This is a genomic window from Pauljensenia sp. UMB10120 (assembly GCF_030212035.1).
Classification (GTDB): Bacteria; Actinomycetota; Actinomycetes; order Actinomycetales; family Actinomycetaceae; genus Pauljensenia; species Pauljensenia radingae_A.
Window position 1 is genome coordinate 114,172 of record NZ_JASODH010000002.1, and the last position, 26,570, is coordinate 140,741.

Consider the following 26,570-nt stretch of genomic DNA (forward strand, 5'->3'; position numbering starts at 1 on the left):
CTATTGTTTGGGAACAAGCAGAAGTGGGTGGTCACCGAATTCGTCGACGAGCAGGTGTCGATCGAAGATCCTGTACGTTTCGTCCGGAAGCTTAATCTGTGTCTTCCCATCAGTGCTGATGAGCTGATCGCCGGAATCAAGGCCTTTCACCAGTGCGAAGCTCCCATCGGCCGCTGATCCGCCGATATAGCCACTGCGGTCGATCTCAACACCAGTTGATGCGAAATAGCCATCATGGTCGTACTCGATCGTGGTGACCTTACCCTCGACATCTATGCTGGTAGGGCCGTCTTCTCGGTCGGGATAGAGGGCGCTCGTGGGCAGGACGCCGTGGACGACGGTTTCATAGAGATCGGGTGACGGGTTCCCGCTGAAGGTACCCATCTGCGTGCCGTCGTACGAGTAGATCGGAATCTCAGGTGATTCTTCCGGGTCGGCGCTCAGGCCGGCAATAATGTATCCGTCGCTGAACGGGTAGAAACCGTCGTTTTCTCCGAGTTTGACGGGATCTATTGTCGGCTTTCCTGTTTCAATGTCGAAGGCCATCGCCTCGTTGTCTTCGCTCTGGCACGCCACAGCTTTTTCGGCAAGCGCACAGTCTCCCAATCGTGTCTTTGCATCAGTGGACCACTTGGCGCCGGAGCCATCCAAAGCGAGTGCACAGATGTCGTCGGTGTCTCGATCGGTGTATTCGAATGCTGCGTAAAGAATGTTGTCGCGCACGCCGATCACATCGATGCCAAAAATCGTGGCACCTTCAATATCGACAAGGTTCGTTCGTTTTCCTGTTGCGCCATCGAACAGGACTGCGTGGCTGACGTCGCCGTTATTGTCGTCTGTGCCGTAGTAGCAGACCACGTCGCCGCCGGGGGAGTGGCCCTTAGGTGTATCGCACCCTATGTATTTTTCTGTATCGCTCCACATGACTTTCCCGTCTGGGATACTGATGCCCTGAATCGCAAGGTGCTCATCCATATTCCAGACGACGTAGTAGGACGAATCGGGTGCTACTGCAAGAATCTTGGTTGAACCGTTTGTGTCATACGCGATTTCATCGAATCCATTGATGTAAGCAGGGAGGAGCCATCCGCCTTCGCCGCCGAGCACGGGAATCGGGTCATAGGTGGGAAGACTGCCGTTGCTGGAGGCTGTCGCGCCGGCGTTGTCGGCGTTGGCATCGCCGCCTCCGGTGCCGCCCCCGGAACAGCCTGCAATAAAGGCTAGGGAAATCAATGCGCTAAGAGCAATTGTTCCTGTGCGCCGGTGACCTGCATGTGCAAAATGTGGGATAAACATTGCAATTGTCCTTCACAACGCTCTTTTTCGCATACTAACAGGCAGGGAACAGCATTGTGATGAAGATAAGGACAATCACCGACTCTGGTGGTTCAAGTGACTCTGAGGTGTCATCAATGAGTTCCACAGCGTTCACGGCAGCTTTACGAAGCAGGTTTGTGCCGGCGCCGTTCGGGACGTGTTCGATGCCACCATCGGAGGGGGCGTGAGAATTTTCAGGTCCGGCGTGAACTCTGATAGAGTAAGCATTCGTTGCACCGGTCGGTGCGGCAGTGGTGGCTGTAGTTCAGCTGGTAGAGCACCTGGTTGTGGTCCAGGACGTCGCGGGTTCGAGCCCCGTCAGCCACCCCACAGAAAGCCCCGTAGCCTTGAGGTTACGGGGCTTTCGCTTGAATACGCGGAGTCTTCACCTGTTGCAAGCGGTGAGCTCGTTTTCGACCTGACGGATCGTGTCCTCAGGAAAACGGTCGGGTGCCTGTTCGAACAGGATGCGTGCAGACATGTGCGCTGACGCCGGATGTGCTTCCACGAATGCCAAAAGCTCAGGTGCCAGTTTCTGCAGGATCGCGCGTGCCTGAGGAACTGCCAGGAGGCGATCGACTCGCATGTCGATCCCCACTCGGCGTGTATCTGTATAGGACTTCCACGTCATCGCAGCACCCTCGAGCGGGAAGGGGGAGAAAATGCGCCGCAGGAATGTAACGGAAGCTTGGAACCACTGCGCAACCGCCTCATCTGTGCTTCCCGCTTGCCCGTTAGCCGTGTGAGCCTTCGCCAGGCTGAGGCCGTGAGCACCCAGAAGGTACATGTGCGCCTCCACGGGCACGTTGTGCGCCATCAGCGCGCTGACCAGATCAGTCGTATTGGAAGCGGGAACCAGGCCGTCGCTTTGAGTGGTGAACACGAATGTGGGAGGAGTGGATTCGTCAACTGAATCGACCACATCGAGGATCTCTTTACCCATCAAAGGGCCGAACTCGGCTCGCGTGACGGGGTAACCAAGGACGAGGGCGTCCGGCCGGTCACCGCGCGTCGTTGCAATGGATGCCGCCAGGTGGCCACCCGCCGAAAAGCCAACTGCAGCGATCTGATGAGGGTCGCTGCCATACTTGCGTGCGTGTCGACGCACCCATTGCATGCATTCCTGCCCATCGTTAAAAGACTGCTCCCACGGTGCGTCCTGACCCACTGCGTAGCGGGCGACGAATGCGTTGAATCCTTCAGCTGCGTAGGCGAGCGCTACTGGCTCTGCTTCCCGGTCCGAGCAGAACTGGTAACCGCCGCCAGGGAAAATCAGGACTGCAGGGCGAAGACCTGTGGACAGCTCCTCGCTTGCGGACAGAGCGTAGCCGGTAATTGTGGCACTGGGAGTGATTGCTTGAGTAAAGACATCCATGGTGGTTTCGCATCCTTGGGGTACAACGTGTGAACTGATCATACGCCGACTTTGTGTCAGCCAGTCGAGTCATTGGAATGCTCTGTGTGTGATAGAGCAGTCCAGATGAGGGACATCTGCGTATTGAATGAGATAGCTGAAGCGACAGGTGTGCCGGTTGTTTTCACCGAAAACACTTGTATTGTCTAGAGTTTGTATGATAGTGTGATGTGAGACATGATCCACCTCAGTGTCGTGACGGTAGAGCCAGTGCAACCGGACAGGATCGACGATGACTTTTTCAATGTCCCCCGAAGAAATGAAACAGCTGTCGAACGATCTGAACCAGCTGTTTTCTGCGTTCTCCACTGTCAAGACGCCAGCTCACCCTGGGATCGGGGTGCTTGGTCAGCCGGAGCTGAGCGATGCATACGAAGCATTTTCCCAAGCCGCACAGACACGTGTTGGGGAAGTCGGGCAATGGTGTAACAAGACATCTGAGGCCGTTGCGACTGCCAGGAAGCAAAGTGAACAGACGGACGGGCAATGGGCCCGGAGTTTCAGATATGACCCAGAACGTCAACACAAATTCAGGTCGTGATCGCCATGCCGCTCTTTTCTCTTCTTATCGGTGATATTCCGGGAGATGCCGCCGCCATTAACGCAACAGCCTCAGGTGTGGAAACCACCGCACAAGTGATGGAAACGAATACTCAGGAACTGGAAGGAATTCCTGGCCGAATACGTGCATGGGAAGGGGAAGCGCGCGAATCGTTCGACAGCGCGCATCAAGAGATTCGAAAACAGGCGTTGCATGTGGTGGACGGAATCGGCCAGGCAGGCGATGCCTTCGTAGGATATGGAGCCTCGGTTTCAGCGCTTCAACGAAAAGCCGACGAACTCCATCACCAGGCGCTCACAATCGATGCGCAAATTGATGCGGCTCCGCCCCTGGAGAAACTGGCAACGATCGTAGCTGTTGCGCGTCAGGGGAACGGGCTGCTGTCGGCATTAATAGCTCTTAATGACTCGACAGAAGGGCGTGAGCATCTTCGGAACATGATCAAGCCCCATTACGATGAAAATGGAAAACTCGACGGCTATTTTGTGACGATCTATGATGATCCGCTTCATCCTGACGAAAGTCGGAAACGAACTGAATTCGTTGATGACGTATATGCGAGTGGAGCCCGTGGAAAAGACGGGAAAGCGAATGTGTATTCGCTGTTTGAGTCGGCCTATGGGCAAATGCATCAGGGCGGAACGATGCCTGGCAACAATGGCGGCATCACCGGTGGATGGCCTGGCCCTGCCACGAAGGAACTGTCCGGCGGGGACTATCACGTCATCGATAAGTCGAACGGCTTCCTGTTCTTCAAAGAAGGATATAAGCCCTGGGATCAGATGGAAGTCAGAGGTGCGCTTGAAGCTGACAAGCCTGTTACTGCGGAGACAGCAACGACAAGCGGACAATTCCATCCGGACAGGCATACCGCCGTGGTCCATGCCACAGACTCCAGCGGACGGGACGTCAACGTCGAACTTGTGGGACAGCACGCCTATCAGGTCAAGAGCGCGACAGCGGATACGGTCACGATTGTGAATCCATGGGGCCACAACTATCTGGAAGGTGGAGGAACAACTCCCACCGGTGAAATCACCATTTCCTGGGAAGACTTTGGAAAGTATTACGGCTCGATCGCGGTTGGAGATGGATATGCGAAGTAGATATGGGAGCAGGGGACAGGCCCTCCTGGCATGCGCTTTCGTAGTCGCGATGGGTGCCCTTGCCGGGTGCTCTGATGGAGAAACAGGACAAAGCGAGAGCACCCATCAGCAGTCGAAATCAGACTCAGAGCCAATCATCGGTGGAAATCACGGACAAAACGGGAGCAAGACTATAGTGTGTGACAACGGAATTGAACTGACGATCGGTGAGAATGCGCCGCTGTGGCTGGACAACGCCGGCAATTACACCGCGACGATCACTGCGCCGCAGGTGCAGGATCACTTTATGAAGACATATCTGAATGCCGGAAGCACACAGGGCGGTATCCAGGTAGTGCTACTGGCTGGAGAATCGGCAACTCTGGAATCCGTGGGGACATTTACCCTGATCAGCGTTGAACCGACCACGAGCATTGGCGTAGACCCCAATGGCAGTGCCACTTTCTGCTTTGAATCCGACGAAGGATTCGCCCTGGCTGACGACCTGCGCGAGCTCGAACGCAACCAATCGGAATAACCCATACAACCACGTGCAGCCTGTCGTCCGCGATCGCTTAGCGGGCTGCAGATGATGCGGGCACGCGGTCTCGCGCGCGGCGGCCTGCCAGCCCATGTCGCGGAGCAAGAACCCACGCCACAACAAAAACAACTGTCAGCGTGACAACAATCGTCGCCCCCGTCGGCAGATCACTGCTCCACGACAGATACACGCCGATCAGCGAGCACAGCGCCCCGATGGCAGGGCCAAGAAGCATCATCACGCCTAGGCGATCAGTGAGCAGACGTGCGGTGGCTGCCGGCGTCACCAGCAATGCCAGCACCAGAACATTTCCGATCGTCTGCACCGAAATGACAACCGTCAGCGAAATCACTACAGCCAGCAAGACGTCCACAGCCAGCGTCTGCATCCCGGCTGCGCGAGCACTTTCCCGATCCAGCCCAACCGCCAGGAAACGCTGATGCATCAGCGCAACCACAACCATGATCCCAGCGCTCACACCCAGAACAACGGGAACATCGGATGCAGGTATTCCGGTGATGGAACCGAATAGGAACTGCTGGAGCGAACCGGCGTAGCCAGGCGCCCTCGACATGATGAGCAAACCCAGAGCGAACGCACCAGCAAACAGTACTCCGATGACAGAATCTTCCTTCAAACGCCGATTGCCTGACAACAGAGCGACCAGCACCGCTGTGACGATGCCGGCGATCGCACCTCCCAGTACCAGAGATCCCTGAAGGACGAACGCGATGGCAAGGCCGGGGAACACAGAGTGGGCAACTGCATCACCCATGAACGCCATCCCTCGCAGCACAACGTAGGACCCGACCACACCGCAGACCACGGCGCAGCACACACAGATCAGAAGCGCCCGAGGCAGGAAAGCCAACAGGGGATTGTGCAGATCCTGCCAAAACTCGCTGAGCGTCAGCATGCGTCCTCCAGTCGTTCTGTCGGCAACAGGCGCAGCAGCGGGTTGTCGGAGCGAATGTGGAAGGCCTGCACCCACAACGTCGGATCAGCAAGCTCAGCGGCAGTGCCGTGCGCAATCACCGTGCGATTGAGCAGCAGCAGCTGATCGCACGTATGGAGCGCGGAGGCAATGTCATGCGTACTCATCATGATGGTGCGGCCTTCGCCGGTCAGCCGCTGAAACAGATCAGTCAGGAGTTCCTGGGTGGGCATGTCCAACCCCGTGAACGGCTCATCGAGGAACAGTAACTGCGGATTACCGGCGAGCGCCCGGGCAACCAGGACGCGCTGGCGCTGCCCGCCTGACAACTGTCCGATTGGACGGGAAGCCAGATCCGACAGCTCGACTCGATCCAGGGCGCGCGAGACGCGCTCATGGCGCTCGCGGCGTGCGATGGAATCGAAACGCCGCATCATGCGGAGCGTGCGCGATCCCTCGCCGGGGTGGAGGCGCGCAGCCATATCGACACATTGGCGCACGCTGATGGGGTACTCCCACGCGAATTCATGGCGTTGAGGAACGTACCCGATCATCGGCGCACTCAGATGCGTCCCTCCGGCTTGAACGCTGCCGGAGCTGATCGGCACCAATCCGAGCAGCGCGCGCATCAGTGTGGTCTTGCCAGCACCGTTCGGGCCGATGAGGCCGATCAGGCAGCCGGGAGGAACAGTGAAGCAGACATTGTGCAGAACCGAACGGCCCGCCAGTGACACATTCAGGCCCGACACGCTCAGCGCATCGCCTGCCGGTGACCTGTCCGCCGCAGCAGTTGGTACCGTGAGAGTCATGCCTATCGAGTGGTCCTTTCTGAATCCTGTGGATTGACGAGGGATGAGCCTGCGCGCTGCTTCCTGTGCGCCCTGCTCACAAGCCACGCCACGCCCGCACCCATCAGCACGACGGCTGCAATGATGGCGATCCACAGGGGAACGGACGTATTCGAATCAGACACGTCCCGCGGCCCTTTCAGAGCCGACTGGTCCTGTGAGGAAACACCGGGCGGCGCCGATTCAGCAGTGGATGCAGAATTGTCGCCAGCTTGTTCGCCTGCTCCAGACTGGTCGGAAGCGCCCTGAGAATCGGCAGGATCTGCAGTTGAGGGCACAGCACTGAGGGCGTCGTGCGGATCAGTCTGGCTGCCGACAGCGACACGCATGACAGCCTGAGCCGTCGCGTCAGACGACGCGTTGCCTGCACCGTCGTCAGCTGCCACACGCAGATGAACCAGGTACACGCCCGGCTCAGAAAATACCCAGTTGGCATGGACATGAGTATTGGCTTCCATCCATACCTCACCGGCAGGTGTGCTGCCCGCTGATCCGTCAGCGCTGTTCGCCCCCGAATCCGCCAGCACACGCGGCGCTCCGAACGTACCGTCCTGCAGGAACAGCCACATGCGGCCCGGCCCCTCGACACGTTCAACCGTCATCGTGGCGCCCGTTCCCATGCGCTTCAGTGCCGCCGAATCCTGCGTGTTCCACCCGACCCAGGGCACATCGACCTGCTGAGTTTGCGGGATCACCCAGGCGCGCTTACCCTGCGCGCCTTCGAGGAAGGCGTAATCGTCTGTATCCGGCACATCCATCATGGACTCATCGCTCACGTGGATGGCAACCGAATCCAGGGTGCGCCACAGTGGTGTGGCAGCCGAATCATCGCGCGCCAGGATCTGCCACGTGCCGTCGATGACGCGCGGACCGATGTCAACGTGTCCGCGCGAAATCACGGTCGGATCAGTGGAAACGGGTTCATCTGCCTTAACCGTCTGATCCAGGGCAGGGTCAGCCTCGTCCATCGGCGCAGACAAGGCGGGCAGGGCCAGGCAGGCAGTGGCGGCGAGGGCCCCCAGGGCGGCACTGGTCAGGCGTGAAATCAGGGATTGTGTCACGGTTACTCTTTCGTTGAATCAGCAGGGCAGAGGCATGTGCGCAGCGAATCGGCATTCGCGCGCATCATGTCGATGTAGGTCGGGGCGCGTGAATCCAGCGTGTCGCCGTACAGAGGGCAGACTTTCACGCCTGATTCCTCTGCAATCGTGCGCAGCGGTGAGCGCCCTCGGGCCAGGTTCGGCTCCAGGAAAACGGCGGGAATCTTCAGGTCACTGAGCGCTGCCTGGAGTGCTTGGCGGTCAGCGAGGGATGGCTCTGTGGCCGGATTGGGAGCCAGGAAGCCCGCCACGTCCAACCCGTACGCGTCGGCAAGATAAGCGAACGCATCAGTAGTGGTGACCAGGTGGCGTCGCTCGGGCGGGATCTGCTCAATCGTCTGGGCCATATAGGTGTCCAGGTCAGCCAGCTCGTTGAGGTAGGCGGCGCTGCGGCGCTGGTAGGTTGCGGCCCCTTCGGGATCAGCGCGCATCAGTTCGTCGCGAATGACCTGCACGTATGCGCGCGCATTCGATACGTCGTGCCACAGGTGCGGGTCGATCTCGCCGTGTGCATGCTTGCCGAGGACTGCCTGCGGCAGCAGATAAATCGGGTCGCCTGGATGGCCGAGGAATCGGAAGCCATCTGCCGGAATTGAGGTCAAAGTGGAAGCTGGAACTGACAGGACGGCGCGATCCAGGTTGATCCGCTCCAGGCTCGAATCCCCGCCCGCGTGTGAATCAGCCATGAGGGTCACGTCACCGCGTTCCAGGTCCACGGTCACATCCGCATGGCCAGAATCGACGACGGTGCGCCTTTCGCGCGCGGCAACTTCACCGGGGTCAATGCCCACAGCCACGACCAGTGTTCCATTGCGCAGGTTGCTGTCAGGCAGGCCGCGCCCGGGGTGGATGGTCGCTCCCAGCGTGAGGCGGTAGATCCCTGGCTTTGTGAAACCCCAGCTCATGTGCTGGTGCGCCTGGGCGGGAAGGCGCATCTGATCATCTGAGCATGCCTGTGTCTGTGAAGTCTCTGTCTGCCCGCCCGCAGTAAAGGCGATGCTGGGTGCACCGAACGTGGTGGTCAGCCACGCGCTCGCCACCGATCCTTCGGGTAGGTCTGCGCCGGTGCAATACAGGGATATTTCCGATGCTCGATCCGCTCCGTATTTCTCCCCGCTGCCGCTTACCCGCATGCCGAGCCACACCGTATCCAGTGCGCGATCTTCGACCAGCGGGCGTACTTTCGCACCGTATGCCGCGGCAACTTCCGCGATGGACACCGAGCGCGCCTGGGAAGGCAGGTTGGCGTCGAGCGCGCGGATTATGGCATGTTCTTCGAGCAGCAGGTAGTTCGAAAATGCCACGTCAGCGTAGGCGACGTCGCGGATGTCGCGCAGTGAGGGCTCATAGGTATGCGGATCTGCCCCATCGGGCACCAGTGCATTAACCGACACGCGCTCACCGCCGACCTGACGCACCAGGTCAGCCAGGATTCCTGTGGTTGTCACGACTTTGAGCGCGCCGGTTTGATCGGCACCTGCTTGCGCGCGTCCGATGCCGCTGCACGCGCTTATCGTGGCGACAGATGCCGCAGTGACGAGGGCGACCACCGTGCGTGTCAGCAGTGCGCGACCTGTGATGCGAAAGGTGTGTGCTGCAGCATGCAGGTGGGCTGGCCACCCTCGTCGTAATGTGTGGAACATGGCGATCAGCGGCATCTAGCGATCGCAGCGTGTGCGACGAGCAGCGTGGTGCATGCCCAGACCAGCCAGGCCCGCGATGAGCACGAGGCCGGCAAGAGCCAGAAAGCTGTTGGCGCCGGTTGACGCTAGACTGGTGGCGTTTTCCGGCAACTCACATGCTTTTCCGGAGGGGGTGCGGCCCACGATTTCTGTGACGACGTGCTGGCCGTTCTCATCCACATGGACGCCTGAGGCTGCGAAAGCTGCGGCATTGGTGGGGGTGAGTGTCTGGCTGATGGTCACGGAGTAATGGCCAGGAGCTGTGAAGACCCAGTTCGGATGCGCGTGAGTGTTGGCTGGCAGTGTGAAGGAATCACCGGGAGCGGTGAAGATTTTTTCGCCTACTCCGCCGCCAAGTCCTCCGGAGAAGAAGACGCCCAGACGGCCAGGACCTTGCACATCCTCGAGTGTCCATCGCACCTGACCGGTTGTGGCGCCTGACAGTTCGGGGCGCTGTGAGTTCATGCCGAGCCACGGCACACCGTGCTGCTGTGTGGAGCCGATCATCCACACGGGCGTTCCTGCGGTGGTGAGAAATGACAATGCTGAGGGTGCTTTGAGATATGCGGCGCCTCCCACGGCAAACGTCAGGCTCGACGGATTGACCCACGATGCGGGCTGACTGCGATCGTCTTTGAGCAGTGCCACGGCACGCCCGTTGGAGATGCCGACGCCGAGGTCGAAGTGTCCATCGGTCGCATCTCCTGAAGCGTTCGGGCCTACCGAAAAGTGCAGGGTTGTTGTGGCGACTGTGGAATCACCGTGGGGAGCAGATTGTGCCTGCGCAATCTCCGCTTCGGTGGCGGGTCGGGTGATTTCGGTGGCAATGCACTTCTCCGGTTCCGCTTTCGGAGTTGGTTGTGCTGCTGAGCCATTGTGTGCTGGTGAGTCTGCGTGCGGTTTCGAGACGGCTGCTGGCGAGTCAGGCTGTGCCTGTGAGCCAGTGCCCGTCTGTGAACTGCTTTCCGTTTGCGTGCCGTCGCCTGACTGCGTGCTGTCACCTGTCTGCGTGCCGTCACCTGTCTGCGCGTCGTCACCTGCCGGGGAGGTGCTTTCGTCCCCTTCAGGGGTTGCAGGTGTCGTGGCTGCCTCGCCCTCGCCCGGCTTCGAGCCAGGTTCATCAGTGCCCTGTGAATCTGAGGCAGGCTGTGCATGTCCTACGACGATCGTGTACGTATGTGGGGTGCTGTGAACCTGAGAGCCATCGGTGCGCGTGGCACGCGCGGTGACCTTGAGCATGTAGGTACCGGCATGTGTAAACAGCCAGTTGACGTGCGCATGCGCCAGATAAGGCTGCTCGATAGTGGAGCCGGCAGGATCCAAAGCGAGGGACTTGTCGGTCAGTACTGACTGAGGCGCACCGAAGGCTGGTGTCATCCACGCTGCGATCCGACCTCCCTGGGGACCTGAATACGAAATGTCGAAGTTCGCGCCCGTGTAGGAATCTCCCAACGCCAAAATGTCCCATCCCGGCCACAGCAGGTTGAAATCCTGCTTTTGCGGAAGCACATACGCCTCTGGTGCACCGGGCACACCCGCATCGGATGGAATCGCTGTTCTTGCAGCTTCCTTGACGACGAATGTGACATCTTCAGGGGCGTGACGGACGCCTGCGCCCGTAACGTCTTCTTTCACGTCGAGGTCGATTCCGCCTGAGGAGGCGGCACTGAGGTGAAAAATATCGACGTGACCGTGATCAAGGGTGAGTGTGTCGGATGCCGGCGACGGCATGGCGTTGCTGAGTGAGGCGACCACACTGAGCAGTGCTGCTGCCGCAAGGGCTTTGACGCCGCGGCGCCGAGTGAACGTGTGTGAATGGCGCATCAGACCTCCTGTTAAGAACGATTATCAATATGTATCAACACTAACATAGTGAGAATCAATCTCAAAAGGGTGGGGCGTCTAACAGAGCACACAGAACAGCGCACACAGAACAGCGCATAAGGAATCGGCCTCGCGTCGAACGCGAGGCCGATTCTGTTAGGACAGGGAACGGTGGAACTACTGCGCTGTCCGCGACAGGTCGGCATTCATCGGGTCAACTGCGCGCGAGCGCGTCACCAGTTTATGTCCGCCCCAAATGGCGAGGAAGAAGAACAGCCCGATATAGATACCGATGAACTTGATGACGGAGAATTCGCCGGCAATCACGTCGAGGGACTGACCTACCACGACGATCGCACACATCGCCAACGCAATGAGCGGACCTGCAGGATAGAGCAGAGCGCGGTAGGGCAGATCCTTCGGGTCCTTCCCTTGAGCCTTATATGCGCGACGGAAACAGAAGTGTGACCATGCGATTCCCATCCACGTGATGAAACCGGCCAGGCCGGACGCGTTCACCAGCCAACTGTAGACAACGCCGGAACCGACGCGAGATGTGGCGAAACATGCTGCGCCGATCAGGCACGTAGCGGCCAGAGCAGCCAGGGGAACACCGTGTGAGGTGACACGACCAAACAGACGAGGCGCCTTACGCTCCTTCGCCATTGAGTAGAGCATGCGAGTGGCGACGTAGACACCGGAGTTTCCTGCAGACAGAATCGAGGTCAAAATGACCGCATTCATTACACCTGCAGCACCGGCGATGCCGGCTCGCTCAAAGAGCAACGTAAAGGGTGACTTTGTGACGGCTTCAGTGAAGCCTTGTGCGGTGGAATCGTCTGCACTTGCGCCCTGCAGCAGCGACGGGTCGGTGTAAGGGATGAGGAAGGCAATCACCAGGATCGCGCCGATATAGAACAGCAGGATGCGGAAAAAGACCGCTCGCGTAGCCTTGGGAACGTTCTTCTCCGGATCTTCAGTCTCGCCGGCTGCGATGCCGATCATTTCTGTTCCCTGGAATGAGAATCCGGCGATCATGAAGACCCCCATGATTCCCCAGAAGCCGTTGACGAAGGGCGCCTCGCCAATCTGCCAGTTAGTCAAGCCGGGCGAATCGCCTCCCAGGATACCGACGATCATCAGCACACCCAGCGCCAAGAAGATCAAGACGGTCACGACTTTGATGGCGGCGAACCAGAATTCAGATTCACCAAAACCGCGCACACTGAACGCGTTGAGGGTGAACAGAATCAGCAGGAAGACGCCGGACCAGATCCACGGTGGAACTTGATCCGGCGGGAACCAGTACTGCATGACGATGGTGGCGGCAACGAGTTCGGCTGCCACCGTGATCGCCCAGTTGTACCAGTAGTTCCATCCCTGCGCGAAGCCGAAAGACTTGGAGACGTAGCGCGTCGCGTAAACCTCGAACGCACCGGAGGAGGGGCAGTATGTGGCCATCTCGCCCAGTGACTGCATGAGGAAGAAGACCATGACGCCGATTGCGCCGTACGCCAGCAGTGCGCCACCTGGCCCTGCGCCGGTGATGGTGCCACCTGATGCGACGAACAGGCCCGTTCCAATTGCGCCTCCGATGGCGATCATGTTGAGGTGGCGAGCCTTGAGGTTGCGTCGAAGGCGTGGATCGGCTTTGCCGTGGCTGCCAGTTTTTGGCGTCGCAGCAGAATCAGACATACGTTCCCCCTCGTTGAGTAAGCAGTCAGTCGAGAATCAGCAAAGAAGTCGACTGTCACCAGCATGTGAACACGGTAGGCCAAAAATCGCCCTCGTGGAAAAGTGTTCGTATGGTGGATACCTTGCGCAAGGTCGGATGAACGGCATCCAAATAGCGAAACTTACTGATAGGTATGCATAATCATGCGGACGTCGAGGGTTGCGCACGCTGGCGCCGTTTGAGGGTGGTAGCAATGCTTCGCGCGCCGTGAATCTGGCGTGATCGCTTGCAAAAGTGGGAGAGTACTTGACAGGATAAAGGCATGAAAACCACACGAAAACTGGCATTTGTCCCTGCGATCGCGTTGGCATTCACTCTCGGAGCCTGCAGCTCCCAAAATGACCCCGCACCAGTTGAATCTGAACCCACGTCAACTACTGCGACGAGCGAGGCAACTCAGTCTTCCTCGGACGATGACCGTGATGATGATGCTGATGACACCGCCGAATCTGGAGATGACGATCAGGCCTCTGCGGCATCAGGTGTTTCATCCAACGAGCAGGCTCTGGCGGCTGTGGCGGCTGCTGAGGGTGTGAACGGTGGCCGCGCCTATTCTCTGGAAACCAACCACCAGCGCTCCGAGTGGAAAGTGAAGGTTGTTGAGGGTAATGAAGGCCGTATCTACGTCATTGATCAAAGCGGCAATGTCGTGCGAAACGAGATCGACGACGACTTTGATGAAGATGACAAGCATGTCACGGATGCTGGAATCATCTCGCTGGCAGATGCGGTCAAGGCTGCTCTGGCCGAGCGTCCCGATGGTTACCTCGAATCCGCTGACTTCGACGACAATGACGACAACAAGTTCTACTTCGAAGTTGAACTCGAAAACGAAGCCGGCGGAGACTTGGCCGAATTTGACATCGACGCTGAAAGTGGCGCTGTGACAGTTGAGGGCTGATGCAGGTGAGCTGGAGATGATCCAGCGCATGTAGTCTGCGGAAAGTATGAGCTCGGGCCCACCGCTGTTGAAGGCGGTGGGCCCATTTCATGCCTCATTGACGAAGTGAGGCATGCAGCGCCCGTTTAACGATGAATTCATGATCGCGGTGGCAGCCGACTTTGAATCGGTATTCCCCCGCGTGCGTGAAGCCGAAACGCTCATAGAATCGCTGCGCGCGGTCGTTGCGTGACCAGACGCCCAGCCATAAGGCGTCCGGCTGACGCTCAAGAAGCCAGTCGACGGCGATGGACATGAGCTGTGTGCCCAGGCCTGAATTCTGCAGGCCTTGCCTGACATAGAGCCGCTTAATCTCCCCGTCGCCGGAGCGCACATCAGGGTGGGGAAATGAGCATGATCCGGCAAGCACATACGCGACCGGTTGAGAGGTCTCCTGCGCGTCGGGATTAGTGTCTCCACCATCGCCAGCATCGAACGCCAGCCAGACGGCGCATTGGGGGCCAGTGAGCAGCGTTGTGAGCGCGTTGGGCGAATAGGTCGATTCGAGGAAGTCCTGGAGGTCATCGGGCGCGTACAGATAACCGAAGGTCTGTGTAAATGTCGTGATGGACAGTTCCTGCAGTGCGGAAACGTCAGCGCGTGTGGCCTTGCGGATCGTGAATGGCCGGGACTGGGGCGTGTCGGTAGGGATGCTCATGTTCCCACGGTATCGGCCATAGCTTCATGCTCGCGCGCGTCCGTGACTGCGCACTTTGGTGCTCCCTTGGGGAGCTACTGTCCGTCGATCTTGTCGAGCTGGGAGTTGAGTCGCTGCACTTTCCCGCTCATCTCATCTGAGTGACCGGGGCGCAGGTCTGCTTTCAGCACCAGTGAGACCCGAGGGCTGACTTCGCCCACTGCTTCGCAGGCGCGGCGAATCACTGGCATGCATTCATCCCATGTGCCTTCGATGGTGGTGAACATCGAATTGGTTTCGTGGGGTAGGCCGCTGTCACGAATGACTTTGACGGCGCGCGCTACGATATGCGCCATCGAACCGTCAGGGCTGTCCGTCGTGGACGGGGAAATTGAAAAGGCAAATAACATGCCTTGAGGATATCGTGAAGTGCCACTCGAAGCATGCGAATTGCCCGCTTCAGAAGACCGCGTGCTTTCCGTTTTTGCCGCAGCGTCAGTGACGCCTTCACGCACCGAACGAGGGGGTAACCCTGTTTTTCGTTGTTTGTCTGGTTTCAATACATAGTTGACAGGTGTGTCGCGTCATCGTTGACACATGATTGAAACAAATAAGAACGAAGTAATCGTGTTGAGCGATGTTGAAGCAGGTATGAGCATCAGCGAGGCCGTGAAGTGTTTCGGGGTTTCACGTCAATGGGTCTATACCCTGATCCGGCGCTACCAACAAGACGGCCTGACAGGCCTGCAGCCCCGCTCACGTAGACCCCACCGTCGCCCCCACCAATGCCCACTCCACGTGGTGGATCACGTGCTGGGTTTACGCGCCACGCTGATCGAGCAAGGTCTTGATGGTGGGGCTGAAAGCATATGGGCGCGTCTTGACGAACACGAACGCCCCAGCGTGAGCACGATCTGGAGGATTCTCAAAAAGCACAACTGTGTTGTGCCGCAGCCCCACAAGAAACCACAGCATGGAAACGATTCGAAGCCGCAGCACCTAATGAAATGTGGCAATCCGGCTTCACGCACTGGCACACTCAAACCGAGCAAGTTGAGATCATCTCCTGGCTTGATGACCACTCACGGTTCCTCCTGCACGCAAGCGCACACCCGCGCATCACCGGCCCCATCGTGGTGGAAACCTTCACCACCACCACACGCACCTACGGGTACCCGCGCTCCACACTGACCGACAACGCCATGGTCTACAGCACGCGCCACGCGCGCGGAGCACGCGCCCAAAACCGCCAGCCCAACGCGTTTGAACAACTCCTTCACGACCTGTGCATCATTCAGAAAAACGGGCTCCTCGGCCATCCCACCACATAAGGAAAAATCGAACGTTACCACTACACGCTCGAAAAATGGCTCGCCGCCCAACCACCAGCCCCAACCATCACCAGCCTGCACAACCAACTCGACACATTCACCCGCATCTATAACCACGAACGCCCCCACAGAGCCTTCAACAGGCGCACCCCACACACCGTGTACACAACCACACCACCAGCACACCCCACCACCGAGCTATTCGAGAGGATCTGGCGAATACGACACGACACGGTCGACACCGCAGGCAAAGTCACCATGCGCCACTCAGGAAAACTCCTCCACCTCCTCGGCATCGGCAGACCCTACGCACACCACCCAGTCCTCATCCTCATAGCAGGCAACGACACCATCACAATCGACCGCACCACCGGAGAAATCATCGCCGAACACACCATCGACCCCACACACAACTACCAGCCCAAAAAAACACACCAGCACCGTCACACCTGTCAACAATGACGTGACACACCCACACACAAAAAGACCGGGACACCGTCAACAAACTGTCAACGATGCCCCGACACATCACAAAAACCGCCTACTCCCAGCTAGCCGGCAAACCCATCGAACATTTCCAGTCCTGTCAATGGAACGCCCTAATCAACCACGCTGTATTGGCGCAAACCAGATCCGGTTCATCTTTAGAACCGGGAAAGAAATCACGGTGGGGCTTTGAAAAGAAGGCAGGGTGTCAACATTGGATGCAAAATCGGACTCTACTAACTTAGAATTCTTTACCTGCCATGATCTTTCGACTTATCCATAGGGATACTGCGGTAAGTACGATCGTCGCGGTCAGTAGTATTCCTGCGTTTGTGAGTGGGGGTAGGGTTAAGGCTTTTGCTACCCATTCGAAGATTGCTTGTTTGTTGGAACCAACAAAGGATGATCCGGCGAATACCACGATGAATACCGCGACCAGAAAAAGCTTGGCTTTTTCCGGACCAAATTTGTAAAACAGTGGTAGCTGAATAATGGTCAACAACAAAGTGACCGCAAAGGCAAAGCTGGCCACCAAAACAGTATTTTTCCAAGGCATCTCAACCATTAAATAGGCAAGAACACCTGTAACCGCGAAAGCCACTACCCCAAGAGCGAGTGTAATCAGAAAATTTAAATTAACGAGTTCGTTTCTACTGATAGGTCCGGCAAGAATCGTTCGGTGCACCTTGGATTCAGCATCACGAGCAAAGGTGGCCGTAAAATAAAGCATTCCAATCATGCCAAAGATGAACGGAAAGATAATCAACTGGTTCGCATATATTCCTAGAGCGCAGGTTACGACTAGCACCAAACCTAAAACAGCTATGTACGTACGATTGGCAATAAGATCTTTATAAAAAGCGGCCCTCACTGATCTTCTCCTTTAATCGTGTAAACCATGATGTCCTCAATCGTCGGTCTAGTAGCTTGTACACCAGCAGGAACGGCCCCGGTGCGCACGATGACTTCTTGACCAAAATCATGACGGCGACGCCCTAATACTTGCGCGGAGTCAAGCTGGTTTGCTTGTTCATTGGTCAACGCCGCGATTCGCCAAGAATCTAAAAGTTCGTCTTTTTGTTCCATGAACTTCAATTTGCCCTCACGGATAAAAGCCACGTAGTCAGCGGCTTTTTCAATATCAGAAACAATGTGGGACGAAAACAGGATCGAATGGGTTGGATCTTCGATAAATTCGAGCATAATATCAAGCACTTCATCACGAATCACCGGATCTAGACCACTGGTAGCCTCATCAAAAATCAGCAAATCCGCTGCATGGGAAAGCGCCATCGCTAACCCCAGCTTCATCCGCATACCACGAGAAAGGTCACCAACTCGCTTAGACGAAGCGAGATCAAAACGTTGCTGATAACTAGCGTATGTTTCTGATTCCCAACTCTTGTACAGGCGCTTGCCAAGCTCGCCAGCATTCTTAACAGTAAAACTATCTGGCAGGCTAATATCGTCAAAAACTACCCCCACCCGCTCATGCGCTTGTGGGTTACCCATACCTGTAGGCTGCCCTAGCAGATCTATTGTGCCGGCATCAGGGTGAGCAAGACCTAAAATCAAACGCAGCGTCGTAGATTTACCAGCACCGTTCTCGCCCACGAAACCCACAATTGCCCCCTGGGGAACTTCAAGGTTAAGCGGACCGAGCGTAAATCCCGGATACTTTTTAACTAGTCCGTTGATTTCAATCACATTCATCGGATTCTCCTAATAAATCAATCAGCTCTTTCAGATCAGAAACAGACAAGCCAGCAATCCGAGCCGAGGCGAGGGCGGATTTCAAGTAGTCTTCGACTTTTTTACGCTGCTCTTCCTTGAGTAATTCAGTGTTTTTAGAAGCGACAAAGCTACCTCGCCCCTGTACGGAATCAATGAAACCCTCTAGCTCTAGCTCGTCATAGGCGCGCTTGGTAGTAATCACCGACACGCGAAGCTGTGATGCCAAACGCCGGATCGACGGCAGCTTGTCGCCGGGCGCTACCTGATCGTTGATTATTGCCGCCTTGAGCTGATTCTTAATCTGAGCGTAAACCGGATCAGAACTTGCATTACTAACGATGATATCCACGAACACCTCCTAGTGTTTATAGTGTACATGAACACTAGGATGAATTAGGTAGAACACTCCACATTCAGAGAAACATTTCAAACGCCATAACGCTCAACAGGGAAAACACGATACTCGGTAACGCAAAAGAGCACTTATCAGACCTGAAGTCCTAGCGAAAAGTAGTTGCTAGCCTTTTAGACACGCGGTAGTATGTTATACAAGGAACATGGTTAAGCAAGGAGGGGTTGTGTCTGAGTCACAGTTACGCAAGGGCGCTGTTGAACTGATTGTCCTTGGATTACTTTCGTCTCGTCCTTCTTACGGGGGGCAGCTTGTAGAGCGTTTTCGTGAAGAAGCGGGGTTGGAGATTTCTACGGGCACGTTATATCCGCTGCTTGCACGCCTCCGTAAATCAGGGTTGGTAGTTACGGCTTGGGAGGAGTCTCCGGTAGGGCCGCCGAGGAAGATTTATAAGCTCGCAAAATCTGGGAAGAATCGCTTATTGCAGATGCGCTCTGAGTGGGAGGCGCTTGATTGTGCTGTGAAGCGTACAACGCGGAAAGGAATACGGTGATGAAGTGGTTCGGTAAGGACATAGAAGGGCAGGCGCGAGTTTTGGGGATACCTGTCTCCGGGCTGTGGTTGGGGCGCTCTGATGCTGCGCTGGATGGTTTTGAACCAGAGAATCCGCGCTTGTTCATTCCTCGAAAATACGGACTGGGTTGGGACGTTAATCTGGGTGCTGTTGGTGTGCGTTTAGGGCTAATTCGACCCGATGATTCTCTACCGGACTTGGCCAGCTACGTCCCCACACGTCTAAAGCGCGGCATTAAGCTCACCACTATTGCCGGTGGGATTGGGGTTGGGTTCTTGGCGGTACTGCTCAGTCGCAAAGATCAGGTTCTCCTCCAGCGGTCAACACTCGGAGGGTCTGAAAGATTTATTAGCGGCAAGCAGGCTGCGCTAGCTCCAGTGGTTTTAACGACTGTTGCAGCACTAGCGCCACAGGTCTTTCGGCGCGATGACCCAGAATCCGAAGATGCCGTACGTTTGGCCAATCAGGCTGATTTGTTGGGTGTTGAAGCCTTGTCCATAGCCTGGCTTGCAGCAATGCGCCGGGCTGGTGACAAGCAGGAAATGAGCCGCCGGTCGATGGTGCCCATTGTTGCTTTATGGCCCCTCGTTGCTGGCGCTTGCCAACTCGCTTATATAAAAACCGCGTTAGCTAGGGTAAAAACCCGGCTACATAATTCAGGAGACAAGTAATGAACCCTATAGATAAACTGTTGGATTTGCCGACCCCAGCATTGATAGGAGTTTGCATCCTTATAGGATTGCAACTGGTAGCGGTGGTCTGGTCTTTGATTTGCTTGCTGCGTGATAAGCGAACTCACATTGCCGGTTTAAATCGCCTAGTGTGGCTCCTGGTTATCATCTTTGGCCAAGTGATTGGGCCAATCGTCTTTTTGGTTATGTACTTTCACGAACAAAGACAGCTTAAGGTGCAGCGTGAATATGAACAGAAAGCTACAGCCAAGCATCACCAGGTTGATGCGAGTTCAGTGGTGAGCAAGCTGTATCCGAAGGAATGAACATGGATTTAGCAGTCTGTACTAAAGATTTGTCCAAAATCTTCGGTAAGCACCAAGTACTAAACAACATAAATCTTCGAGTTCCTACCGGCTCCTGTTATGGGTTTGTGGGAGCGAACGGGGCTGGTAAAACCACCACCATGAGGATCCTTGCAGGACTGGCCGGAGCCAGTAGTGGTAGCGCCACCGTGCTGGGAGTTAGTCGAGGCAAACTTCCGGTCAAACCGATCCCTGGCGTGTCTTACCTGACTGATGTCCCCCAGATTAGCCCCTGGCTTAGAGCCAAGGATGCGCTCATCACTCTCGCCTGCCTTGGTGGAATCTCCCCAGACCTTGCAGCCGAAAGAAGCGACGAACTACTCAATCTGGTTAACCTCGACAAAGCCCCCGGAAGAATTGGCTCCTTTTCTAGAGGCATGAAGCAACGGATGGGAATAGCAGCAGCACTCGTTACTGCCCCGAAACTACTACTGATAGACGAACCAACCAGCGCTCTTGACCCGATCGGGCGAGCAGATGTTCTGGGGCTGCTACGCGAGTTAACCGGGCAGGTAACGATAGTATTTTCCTCCCACATCCTCAGCGATGTCGCTAAAGTCTCTACCCACGTGGGGATCTTGCATCGCGGTAGCCTGCTAGCTCAAGGACAGTTAGGCGAGCTGGTCAATCAGCAAACTAAACACGTTACGCTTGATGTCACGGTGCGTTCAGACGTTGCCACCGCCGTGGCGGAGGCTATCTACAGCCTCGACTCTGCCGCAAAGATTCACCCCACCTTTAGCGGCTTAGATGAACTTTTCACCAAACTGACTAAGGATGGCGGTAAAAAATCGTGAATACCTCGAGTTTCAGATTGATCTGGCGCTATCAAGCTGTCTGGATCCTACGCTCTTATGGGACATGGATGATAGGTGGGGTATTCGTTATCCTTGCTCTCACCCAAGGATTGTTTACCCAATACACGCCGCGAATCATCAGATTTCTGGCCGGATCAGAAGTAACCACGCTAATAGAGTCGCTACCTGAACCTTCCTGGCTGCAAGCCTACGCGGGATGGATAAAGAACCTTACCCAAATTCTTACCGTAATCCTCGTTGCAATGAACTCTTTTCGTTGCAGTGTGCTTACCGGCAATGGTGACATTCCTTTTATTTTCCCTGGTAGCGTGCAGCGCTCACACTACCTCATCAGCTTTGCTATCAGCAGCTGGCTATCTACCCTATTCCTTGCCGTCTTCAGCGCTACCCTAGCCTGGGCAGGAACGTCACTGTTATTCCCAGGCGCCAATCCCGCCCCGATCATATTGGCTAGTTTGGTATGGGCGCTACAAATCATTCTCATTCACGTAATACAGACTGCCGCAGCCACTGTTAAACCAGGCATCGGCATACCCCTTGCGGCCGGATTCGGAGCCTACCTACTAATAACGATGTCAGCGATATTTGTCCAGGAGGGCGACAAAACTCCCCTTGGCCTCGCACCCATAATAAACAACCTCGCTCAGGACACACTCGAGGCACCGTGGATCTGGCCAATCACCAGCAGCCTACTGCTAATCATTGCGCTACTTTTCATCGCCACTTACATATACAACAGAGCAGAACTAGACTAAGAGCCAAGCACGGGCGACGCAAATAGATCCAATTAAAAATAGAAATAGAACCACCATCGCAAGCACTACAGCGAACGCCACCTGCCATCCGTTAGCTAGTTAACCCCCAAAACCCTATTCGAACAGGGAAAACACGATACTAGGTAACGCAAAACCCAAACCCGCTAACGCAAGCGATTTTTCGCACCCCCCTAAGCGATACTCGCTAACGCAAAGGGGTGCTTATCAAATCCGATGTCTAAGTGGAGCGGGCGACGGGAATCGAACCCGCATGACCAGCTTGGAAGGCTGGGGCTCTACCATTGAGCTACGCCCGCGATGCCAGCGCCGATGGGCGTGACTGTTCACGTGAACGAATCGATCGTAACGTGCCGGGGCTGAAAAGTGAAATCGAAAAACCACGATCTATCCCACAATCCGGATTGAGTGCGAGAATTGGTTTTCGTTCAGCGGATGCATTATCATTTCCAAGCGGTGAGAAACCGACCGGGGTGTAGCGCAGCTTGGTAGCGCATCTGCTTTGGGAGCAGAGGGTCGCAGGTTCAAATCCTGTCACCCCGACCATTTTCGATTTATTGTCATTCATTCCGAATGTGCCGTTCTTCTTGGGTTCTTCAGCTGTCCCCGTTGCGTTCCGCTCCTCTCGAATTTTCGAGGGTGGCTGGCCACTGCCTCTTCCTGTGAATCCATCGGTTACCCCCTTGTATCCATCGCGGCGAGGCCTCTGACTTCAGCACTTTGTGCCTCTGTACACACTGCAGTGAGACCCCTGTATCCAGCACGCTGCCGTGCTCTTGTGTTGCCTCCTGATCTGCACGTTGACACTCCCACACCCATCAAATATTGTATTGAACCAAACATATTATTCGGTTGACCGAAAACCTAACTTGGGCGTATAGTGAGAGCCGTTATCGTTAAGGGCTGGAAGGGAATACGACCAGCGGCATCACACATAAGGGGAGAAAGAGTGAAGAAGAGAACTGCGTGCCTTCGAGCAGCGATGGTCGCCGTGGCGGCGGCTAGTCTTGCAGGCTGTGGCAATACCCAGGCGAACATGTCAGGAGCGACCGCCGCGAATGGTCAATCCGGCGCACAACGCTCCTCCAACACAGTGAATGTGGTGGCTACAACCACCCAAGTGTGCGATTACGTCACGCAGATCGCCGGCAACGCCGATGAGCACTCGACGCTGGCGCTCAACAAAACTGACGCACAGGGCGCCACTCATGCCTTAGGAGCGCCAGCCCAGTCAGCCGCCACCACGATTAACCTGACGTGCCTACTCGCCCCGAATGCCTCGGCACATGAACACGAGATGACCCCGGCACAGGCAGACGCCCTTGCTCACGCCGACATCATGTTCGTTTCTGGCGTCGACCTGGAACACTTCCTTGACTCAGCAATCCAGGCATCTGGCTTCCACGGGATCATGGGAGTGACATCGGGAGTTCTGACGGCAGCGGAAGTCGACGACCCTGCCTCGGTGACTAAGCGTGAAAGCGACCTGCCCTACACCATTGATCGCGGCTCGCAGAAGGTCGATGTGCAAAAGTGGCCGTTCCCGCCTGAAGATGGTGCCGCAACACCGGAGTTTCAGTACGACCCGCATGTGTGGACCAGCCCGAAGAACGCCGCCATCCAGGTGCGCAATATCGGTGAAATCCTCGGCAAAGCCTCGCCTGACAACAAGGACCTCTTCGACCGGCACGTTGCGCAGTACACGCAGACCCTGACCGACCTGGACGGATGGGTGCGTGAAGCGATCGATTCGGTTCCGCCTCAGCACCGCGTCCTCTTCACCTCTCACGACGCATTCGGATACTTCTCCAAAGACTACGGCGTGAAGTTCATCGGCGCAGCCCTGTCGGATTTCAACAGCCAACAGGACGCCACCGCTGACCACATCAAGAAAGCCGCCCAACAGGTCAAGGACTCAGGAGCGGTTGCGCTTTTTGCAGAAAACTCCAACAACTCGAAGTCAATCGAGGCAGTTGCTCAGGCCGCCGGTGTCAAAGCAATCGTCGGAGACGACGCACTATACGGCGACTCCCTCGGACCCGACGGGTCGGCAGGACAAACCTACGTCGGCTCCATCACTCACAACGTGACGACGCTGGTCCAGGCGTGGAACGGGAACGTACCACAGCTGCCTGACACGCTCGCAGAAAAATAGGCAACGGAGCAAGGAAAGGCTATGGGCGCGGCACTCGAATTCGACAACTGCTCACTGGCATACGGCAATAAGACAGTGCTCACCGGAGTGGATGGCAGCATCCAGGCAGGTGAAGCGCTGGCACTGATCGGGCCGAACGGGTCAGGAAAGACCACGCTGCTGCGCGGCATCATCGGATCCGTCCGCGTCAGCGCCGGTCACCTTCGAGTGCCGCCAGGCTCAACAGTGGGATACGTCCCGCAACAGCTCAACTTGGACCCCACATTCCCCATCACTGCTCGCCAGGTAGTTGCGATGGGATACCGAGGTCAGCGGAAACTGTTTGGGCGGCTCGGATCGACCGGCAAACAGCGCATCGAGGACGCCCTCGCCAATGTCGGGATGAGTGATCGTGGAGACGTCCGGTTCGGTGACCTGTCTGGCGGGCAGCGTCAGCGCATCCTGTTGGCGCGAGCCCTGGTCGCTGAGCCGGCGATGATCCTGCTCGACGAGCCGTTCAACGGGTTGGATGAGCCGAACCGCCGTGCCCTGCTCTCCATCATCACCAACGCCAAGAACCAGGGCGTAGCCGTCGTGATCTCCACGCATGACCTCATCTTGGCTGACGCTACCTGTGAACGGGCACTGCTGCTGGCAGGCAGGCAAGTGGCATTCGGGCCAATCGCACAGGTACTGACACCGGAGCTGGTGGCAACGGCATACGGCGGGTCGGTGCCCGTCGAACTCGCAGCGACCAGCGCAGGTAAAGAGGAACACCGCGCTGATCGGCGTGCTCGCATCGCGCACATAGCGACACAGGAGTCCGAGCATGTGGGCTGAATGGCTTGAAGGTCTACGGCAGTTTCTGCAGCCACTACCTGGATGGGGATTTATTGCGTCAGCTCCGTACACGTTCAGGCCATTTGTCTTGCTGATTATCCTGGCCTGCGCCAGCGGAGTGGTCGGCGTGCTGGTCAACGTGCGGTGTGCGGAGTTCAACGCAGAAGCACTGGTTCACGGCGTCTTCCCTGGCATCGTAGTAGGTGCCCTTTATGGCGGCATCGACATGATCGTGCCCGGAGCTGCGCTATGTGCATGCGCAGTCATCGCAGCACTGGTGTGGGCCGGGCAGCGCAGCCACATTTCCGAGGGATCCACCGCAACGATTCTGACGACCTTCTTCGCACTGGGCGTGGTGATCTCGCTGAAAAAAGGCGACATGTCCGGCCAGCTGGAAGCGCTCATGTTCGGCCGACTGCTGGACGTGACCGATGCGCGCCTGGCGCAGTCCGTCCTCTTCTGCCTGCTCGCCATCGTGATCGTCGCCCTGACGTGGCGCGGCCAGGTAATCACCGCCTTCGACCGCGATACCGCTCCGGTTCTGGGAGTCAACACCCTCCTTGTCGACATTGTTCTCAACACCGCGATCGCCGCCGTTGTTGTATCAGCCGCTTCCGCCATCGGCGTCCTGCTGGTGATCGGATATCTGGTGATCCCTGGGGCAAGCGCTCGACTGGTCGCCCGCACCGTCGGGTGGATGATTCCCGTGGGGATTGCGGTCGGCGTCGGTGGGGCGGTCCTGGGGATGCATGTTATGAACTTGCCGGTTTCGCGCCCAATCTCACCGCAGGCTGCTGTCTCGCTCAGTGTGTGTGCCATGTTCGGGCTGGTACTGGCTGTGCGCACGTTGTACCGCATGTGCATGCGCGCACTGGACACCGGGCACGCGACGCAGCCTGTCGCCCACCCGATTCAGGGAGTGCGCCCATGATCTCGATGTGGACCATCATCGCCCTGCCGCTGGTTGAAGCAATCGTTGTGGGAGCTCTGTGCGGCCTGGTCGGATCCCTCGCCGTACTCAGCCAGCGCATCTTCTTCACTGAATCAATCACCCATGCCGCGTTCCCGGGCGCCGTCATCGGCGTGGTCGGCGCGGCGCTGGTCTCGAGCAGCCATGAGGCTTTGTCTCTGGGACTGTTCATCGGTGCTGGCCTGGCCTCACTCGTCCTCGCGCTGTTGATGCATGGCGTATCGGCCCTGAAAGGAATTTCCTCGCAGGCGGCCGCCGGAATCACGCTCACCGTGGGGTTTGCCTCTGGCTACTTCCTCAATAAGTGGTTCGCGCCCCTGCCGCTGCGAATCGATGGCTTCCTGACAGGATCCCTGCTGGCATGTACGCGCATCGACGTTATCGCGGCCGCCCTCGTCCTTATTGTCGCTGGGGGAGTGTGGGCGTTGATGGGCGGGCGGCTGGTAGCAGTCAGCTTCGACGCGGTGAACTACCGAGCCAGCGGAGGGCGGCCTGACCTGATGCGCCTGATCACCCTGGGTCTGATTATCGCGACGGTGACGGTCATTATTCCGGCGGTCGGCACCGTCGTGTCAATCTCCTTAATCGCCGCCGCACCCACCGTCTTGAAGGGGCGCGTCGCATCGACGCCGCGTTTCGTCGCACTGTCCACGCTCGCGTCTACCATTATTGCCGTAGTTGGACTGGGGCTTGCGGTCGTGTGTGGCCTGTCAGCAGGCGGCACGATCGCGTTGGTTGCAGGAGGCTTCTTCGTTATTGTCGAGGCAGGCTCACGCATCGCTTCGTCGAAACTCGCATCTGCGATATAGGTCAAAAGACCCAATAGCCGCAGGTCATGGGTTAGTCTGTGCTCATAGGAGAAATCCTCCTACATAATGTCCGCGTGACGTCGTGTGAGCTTTG

Annotated in this window: 28 protein-coding genes, 3 tRNA genes and 1 pseudogene; 17 read left to right on the forward strand and 15 right to left on the reverse strand. The window is 57.0% G+C overall.

Features of this window, described 5'->3' with window-relative positions; translation table 11 throughout:
• The gene (locus tag QP093_RS02330) at positions 1–1,296 is read right to left on the reverse strand and encodes a hypothetical protein (RefSeq protein ID WP_285014440.1); all 1,296 of its coding nucleotides are present in this window, start codon (positions 1,294–1,296) and stop codon (positions 1–3) included.
• A gap of 275 nt (positions 1,297–1,571) precedes the next feature.
• Here QP093_RS02330 and QP093_RS02335 point away from each other — a divergent pair.
• Positions 1,572–1,647: transfer RNA gene (locus tag QP093_RS02335), tRNA-His, on the forward strand.
• 55 nt (positions 1,648–1,702) lie between these two features.
• Here the strand turns inward: QP093_RS02335 and QP093_RS02340 are convergent.
• Positions 1,703–2,734: an alpha/beta hydrolase gene (locus QP093_RS02340; RefSeq protein WP_285014441.1), complete on the reverse strand. Its 1,032-nt coding sequence runs from the start codon at positions 2,732–2,734 to the stop codon at positions 1,703–1,705.
• A 534-nt stretch (positions 2,735–3,268) separates the two neighbouring features.
• On the opposite strand from QP093_RS02340, the gene QP093_RS02345 reads away from it, so the two are divergent.
• The gene (locus tag QP093_RS02345; protein ID WP_285014442.1) at positions 3,269–4,399 is read left to right on the forward strand and encodes a hypothetical protein; all 1,131 of its coding nucleotides are present in this window, start codon (positions 3,269–3,271) and stop codon (positions 4,397–4,399) included.
• Positions 4,400–4,574: 175 nt separating this feature from the next.
• Complete coding sequence (locus tag QP093_RS02350) at positions 4,575–4,916, forward strand: hypothetical protein (RefSeq protein ID WP_285014443.1); 342 nt, start codon at positions 4,575–4,577, stop codon at positions 4,914–4,916.
• A gap of 37 nt (positions 4,917–4,953) precedes the next feature.
• Here the strand turns inward: QP093_RS02350 and QP093_RS02355 are convergent, their stop codons facing one another.
• The 6 genes from QP093_RS02355 to QP093_RS02380 form a co-directional block, all read right to left on the reverse strand.
• Positions 4,954–5,835 carry an anchored repeat-type ABC transporter permease subunit gene (locus QP093_RS02355; RefSeq protein WP_285014445.1) on the reverse strand — a complete coding sequence of 294 codons (882 nt, stop codon included), beginning with the start codon at positions 5,833–5,835 and terminating at the stop codon, positions 4,954–4,956.
• Complete coding sequence (locus QP093_RS02360; RefSeq protein WP_285014446.1) at positions 5,829–6,662, reverse strand: anchored repeat-type ABC transporter ATP-binding subunit; 834 nt, start codon at positions 6,660–6,662, stop codon at positions 5,829–5,831. The genes QP093_RS02355 and QP093_RS02360 overlap by 7 nt, the downstream gene beginning before the upstream one ends.
• A 2-nt stretch (positions 6,663–6,664) precedes the next feature.
• Positions 6,665–7,762, reverse strand: coding sequence for a choice-of-anchor M domain-containing protein (locus QP093_RS02365; protein ID WP_285014447.1), 1,098 nt, complete (start codon positions 7,760–7,762; stop codon positions 6,665–6,667).
• Positions 7,763–7,764: 2 nt separating this feature from the next.
• Entirely contained in the window at positions 7,765–9,444 is a 1,680-nt protein-coding gene (locus QP093_RS02370) for an anchored repeat ABC transporter, substrate-binding protein (protein ID WP_285014448.1), read from the reverse strand.
• Positions 9,445–9,459: 15 nt separating this feature from the next.
• Positions 9,460–11,307, reverse strand: coding sequence for a TIGR03773 family transporter-associated surface protein (locus QP093_RS02375; protein WP_285014449.1), 1,848 nt, complete (start codon positions 11,305–11,307; stop codon positions 9,460–9,462).
• Positions 11,308–11,484: 177 nt separating this feature from the next.
• On the reverse strand, positions 11,485–13,002 hold the full coding sequence (locus QP093_RS02380) for an amino acid permease (protein ID WP_285014450.1): 1,518 nt from the start codon (positions 13,000–13,002) through the stop codon (positions 11,485–11,487).
• 302 nt (positions 13,003–13,304) lie between these two features.
• On the opposite strand from QP093_RS02380, the gene QP093_RS02385 reads away from it, so the two are divergent.
• A complete protein-coding gene (locus QP093_RS02385; RefSeq protein WP_285014451.1) occupies positions 13,305–13,943 on the forward strand; it encodes a PepSY domain-containing protein in 639 nt (212 codons plus the stop codon).
• Between the two features lie 94 nt (positions 13,944–14,037).
• On the opposite strand, the gene QP093_RS02390 is transcribed toward QP093_RS02385, so the two are convergent.
• Entirely contained in the window at positions 14,038–14,640 is a 603-nt protein-coding gene (locus QP093_RS02390) for a GNAT family N-acetyltransferase (protein ID WP_285014453.1), read from the reverse strand.
• Between the two features lie 74 nt (positions 14,641–14,714).
• Complete coding sequence (locus QP093_RS02395) at positions 14,715–15,029, reverse strand: thiamine-binding protein (protein WP_058236347.1); 315 nt, start codon at positions 15,027–15,029, stop codon at positions 14,715–14,717.
• 187 nt (positions 15,030–15,216) lie between these two features.
• On the opposite strand from QP093_RS02395, the pseudogene QP093_RS09995 reads away from it, so the two are divergent.
• Positions 15,217–15,486: pseudogene (locus QP093_RS09995) on the forward strand (helix-turn-helix domain-containing protein); the annotation flags it as partial.
• Here QP093_RS09995 and QP093_RS02400 read toward each other — a convergent pair.
• Positions 15,439–15,594, reverse strand: a complete 156-nt coding sequence (locus QP093_RS02400) for a hypothetical protein (RefSeq protein ID WP_285014454.1) — start codon at positions 15,592–15,594, stop codon at positions 15,439–15,441. The pseudogene QP093_RS09995 and the gene QP093_RS02400 sit on opposite strands and share 48 nt — an antisense overlap.
• On the opposite strand from QP093_RS02400, the gene QP093_RS02405 reads away from it, so the two are divergent.
• Together QP093_RS02405 and QP093_RS10000 are read left to right on the forward strand one after the other, a co-directional pair.
• Entirely contained in the window at positions 15,558–15,950 is a 393-nt protein-coding gene (locus QP093_RS02405; protein WP_350309950.1) for a DDE-type integrase/transposase/recombinase, read from the forward strand. The genes QP093_RS02400 and QP093_RS02405 overlap by 37 nt on opposite strands.
• 6 nt (positions 15,951–15,956) lie before the next feature.
• Positions 15,957–16,412, forward strand: coding sequence for an integrase core domain-containing protein (locus QP093_RS10000; RefSeq protein WP_350309951.1), 456 nt, complete (start codon positions 15,957–15,959; stop codon positions 16,410–16,412).
• A gap of 265 nt (positions 16,413–16,677) precedes the next feature.
• Here QP093_RS10000 and QP093_RS02410 read toward each other — a convergent pair whose 3' ends face one another.
• From QP093_RS02410 to QP093_RS02420, 3 genes are read right to left on the reverse strand one after another with little or no spacing between them, the layout of a single operon-like run.
• Complete coding sequence (locus QP093_RS02410; protein ID WP_285014456.1) at positions 16,678–17,307, reverse strand: ABC-2 transporter permease; 630 nt, start codon at positions 17,305–17,307, stop codon at positions 16,678–16,680.
• Positions 17,304–18,149, reverse strand: a complete 846-nt coding sequence (locus tag QP093_RS02415; protein WP_285014458.1) for an ABC transporter ATP-binding protein — start codon at positions 18,147–18,149, stop codon at positions 17,304–17,306. Before QP093_RS02415 ends, QP093_RS02410 begins: the two co-directional genes overlap by 4 nt.
• Positions 18,136–18,519, reverse strand: coding sequence for a GntR family transcriptional regulator (locus QP093_RS02420; RefSeq protein WP_285014459.1), 384 nt, complete (start codon positions 18,517–18,519; stop codon positions 18,136–18,138). The genes QP093_RS02415 and QP093_RS02420 overlap by 14 nt, the downstream gene beginning before the upstream one ends.
• Positions 18,520–18,727: 208 nt before the next feature.
• Here QP093_RS02420 and QP093_RS02425 point away from each other — a divergent pair, with 208 nt between their 5' ends.
• The 5 genes from QP093_RS02425 to QP093_RS02445 are packed head-to-tail and all read left to right on the forward strand — an operon-like array spanning position 18,728 to position 21,705.
• Entirely contained in the window at positions 18,728–19,075 is a 348-nt protein-coding gene (locus QP093_RS02425; protein WP_257590396.1) for a PadR family transcriptional regulator, read from the forward strand.
• A complete protein-coding gene (locus tag QP093_RS02430) occupies positions 19,075–19,767 on the forward strand; it encodes a DUF5808 domain-containing protein (protein ID WP_285014460.1) in 693 nt (230 codons plus the stop codon). Before QP093_RS02425 ends, QP093_RS02430 begins: the two co-directional genes overlap by 1 nt.
• A complete protein-coding gene (locus tag QP093_RS02435) occupies positions 19,767–20,093 on the forward strand; it encodes a PLD nuclease N-terminal domain-containing protein (protein ID WP_092648400.1) in 327 nt (108 codons plus the stop codon). The genes QP093_RS02430 and QP093_RS02435 overlap by 1 nt, the downstream gene beginning before the upstream one ends.
• A gap of 2 nt (positions 20,094–20,095) precedes the next feature.
• Positions 20,096–20,929: an ABC transporter ATP-binding protein gene (locus tag QP093_RS02440; protein WP_285014463.1), complete on the forward strand. Its 834-nt coding sequence runs from the start codon at positions 20,096–20,098 to the stop codon at positions 20,927–20,929.
• Complete coding sequence (locus QP093_RS02445) at positions 20,926–21,705, forward strand: hypothetical protein (protein WP_285014464.1); 780 nt, start codon at positions 20,926–20,928, stop codon at positions 21,703–21,705. Before QP093_RS02440 ends, QP093_RS02445 begins: the two co-directional genes overlap by 4 nt.
• Positions 21,706–21,948: 243 nt before the next feature.
• Here the strand turns inward: QP093_RS02445 and QP093_RS02450 are convergent.
• Positions 21,949–22,022 (reverse strand) — tRNA-Gly (locus QP093_RS02450).
• Between the two features lie 170 nt (positions 22,023–22,192).
• On the opposite strand from QP093_RS02450, the gene QP093_RS02455 reads away from it, so the two are divergent.
• From QP093_RS02455 to QP093_RS02475, 5 genes are all read left to right on the forward strand, one after another.
• Positions 22,193–22,269: transfer RNA gene (locus QP093_RS02455), tRNA-Pro, on the forward strand.
• A 436-nt stretch (positions 22,270–22,705) separates the two neighbouring features.
• Positions 22,706–23,878 carry a metal ABC transporter substrate-binding protein gene (locus QP093_RS02460; RefSeq protein ID WP_082628482.1) on the forward strand — a complete coding sequence of 391 codons (1,173 nt, stop codon included), beginning with the start codon at positions 22,706–22,708 and terminating at the stop codon, positions 23,876–23,878.
• A gap of 21 nt (positions 23,879–23,899) precedes the next feature.
• A complete protein-coding gene (locus QP093_RS02465; protein ID WP_285014465.1) occupies positions 23,900–24,697 on the forward strand; it encodes a metal ABC transporter ATP-binding protein in 798 nt (265 codons plus the stop codon).
• Positions 24,687–25,628 carry a metal ABC transporter permease gene (locus QP093_RS02470; RefSeq protein ID WP_285014466.1) on the forward strand — a complete coding sequence of 314 codons (942 nt, stop codon included), beginning with the start codon at positions 24,687–24,689 and terminating at the stop codon, positions 25,626–25,628. The genes QP093_RS02465 and QP093_RS02470 overlap by 11 nt, the downstream gene beginning before the upstream one ends.
• Positions 25,625–26,476, forward strand: coding sequence for a metal ABC transporter permease (locus QP093_RS02475; protein WP_058236351.1), 852 nt, complete (start codon positions 25,625–25,627; stop codon positions 26,474–26,476). The genes QP093_RS02470 and QP093_RS02475 overlap by 4 nt, the downstream gene beginning before the upstream one ends.
• The last annotated feature ends 94 nt before the right edge of the window (positions 26,477–26,570 follow it).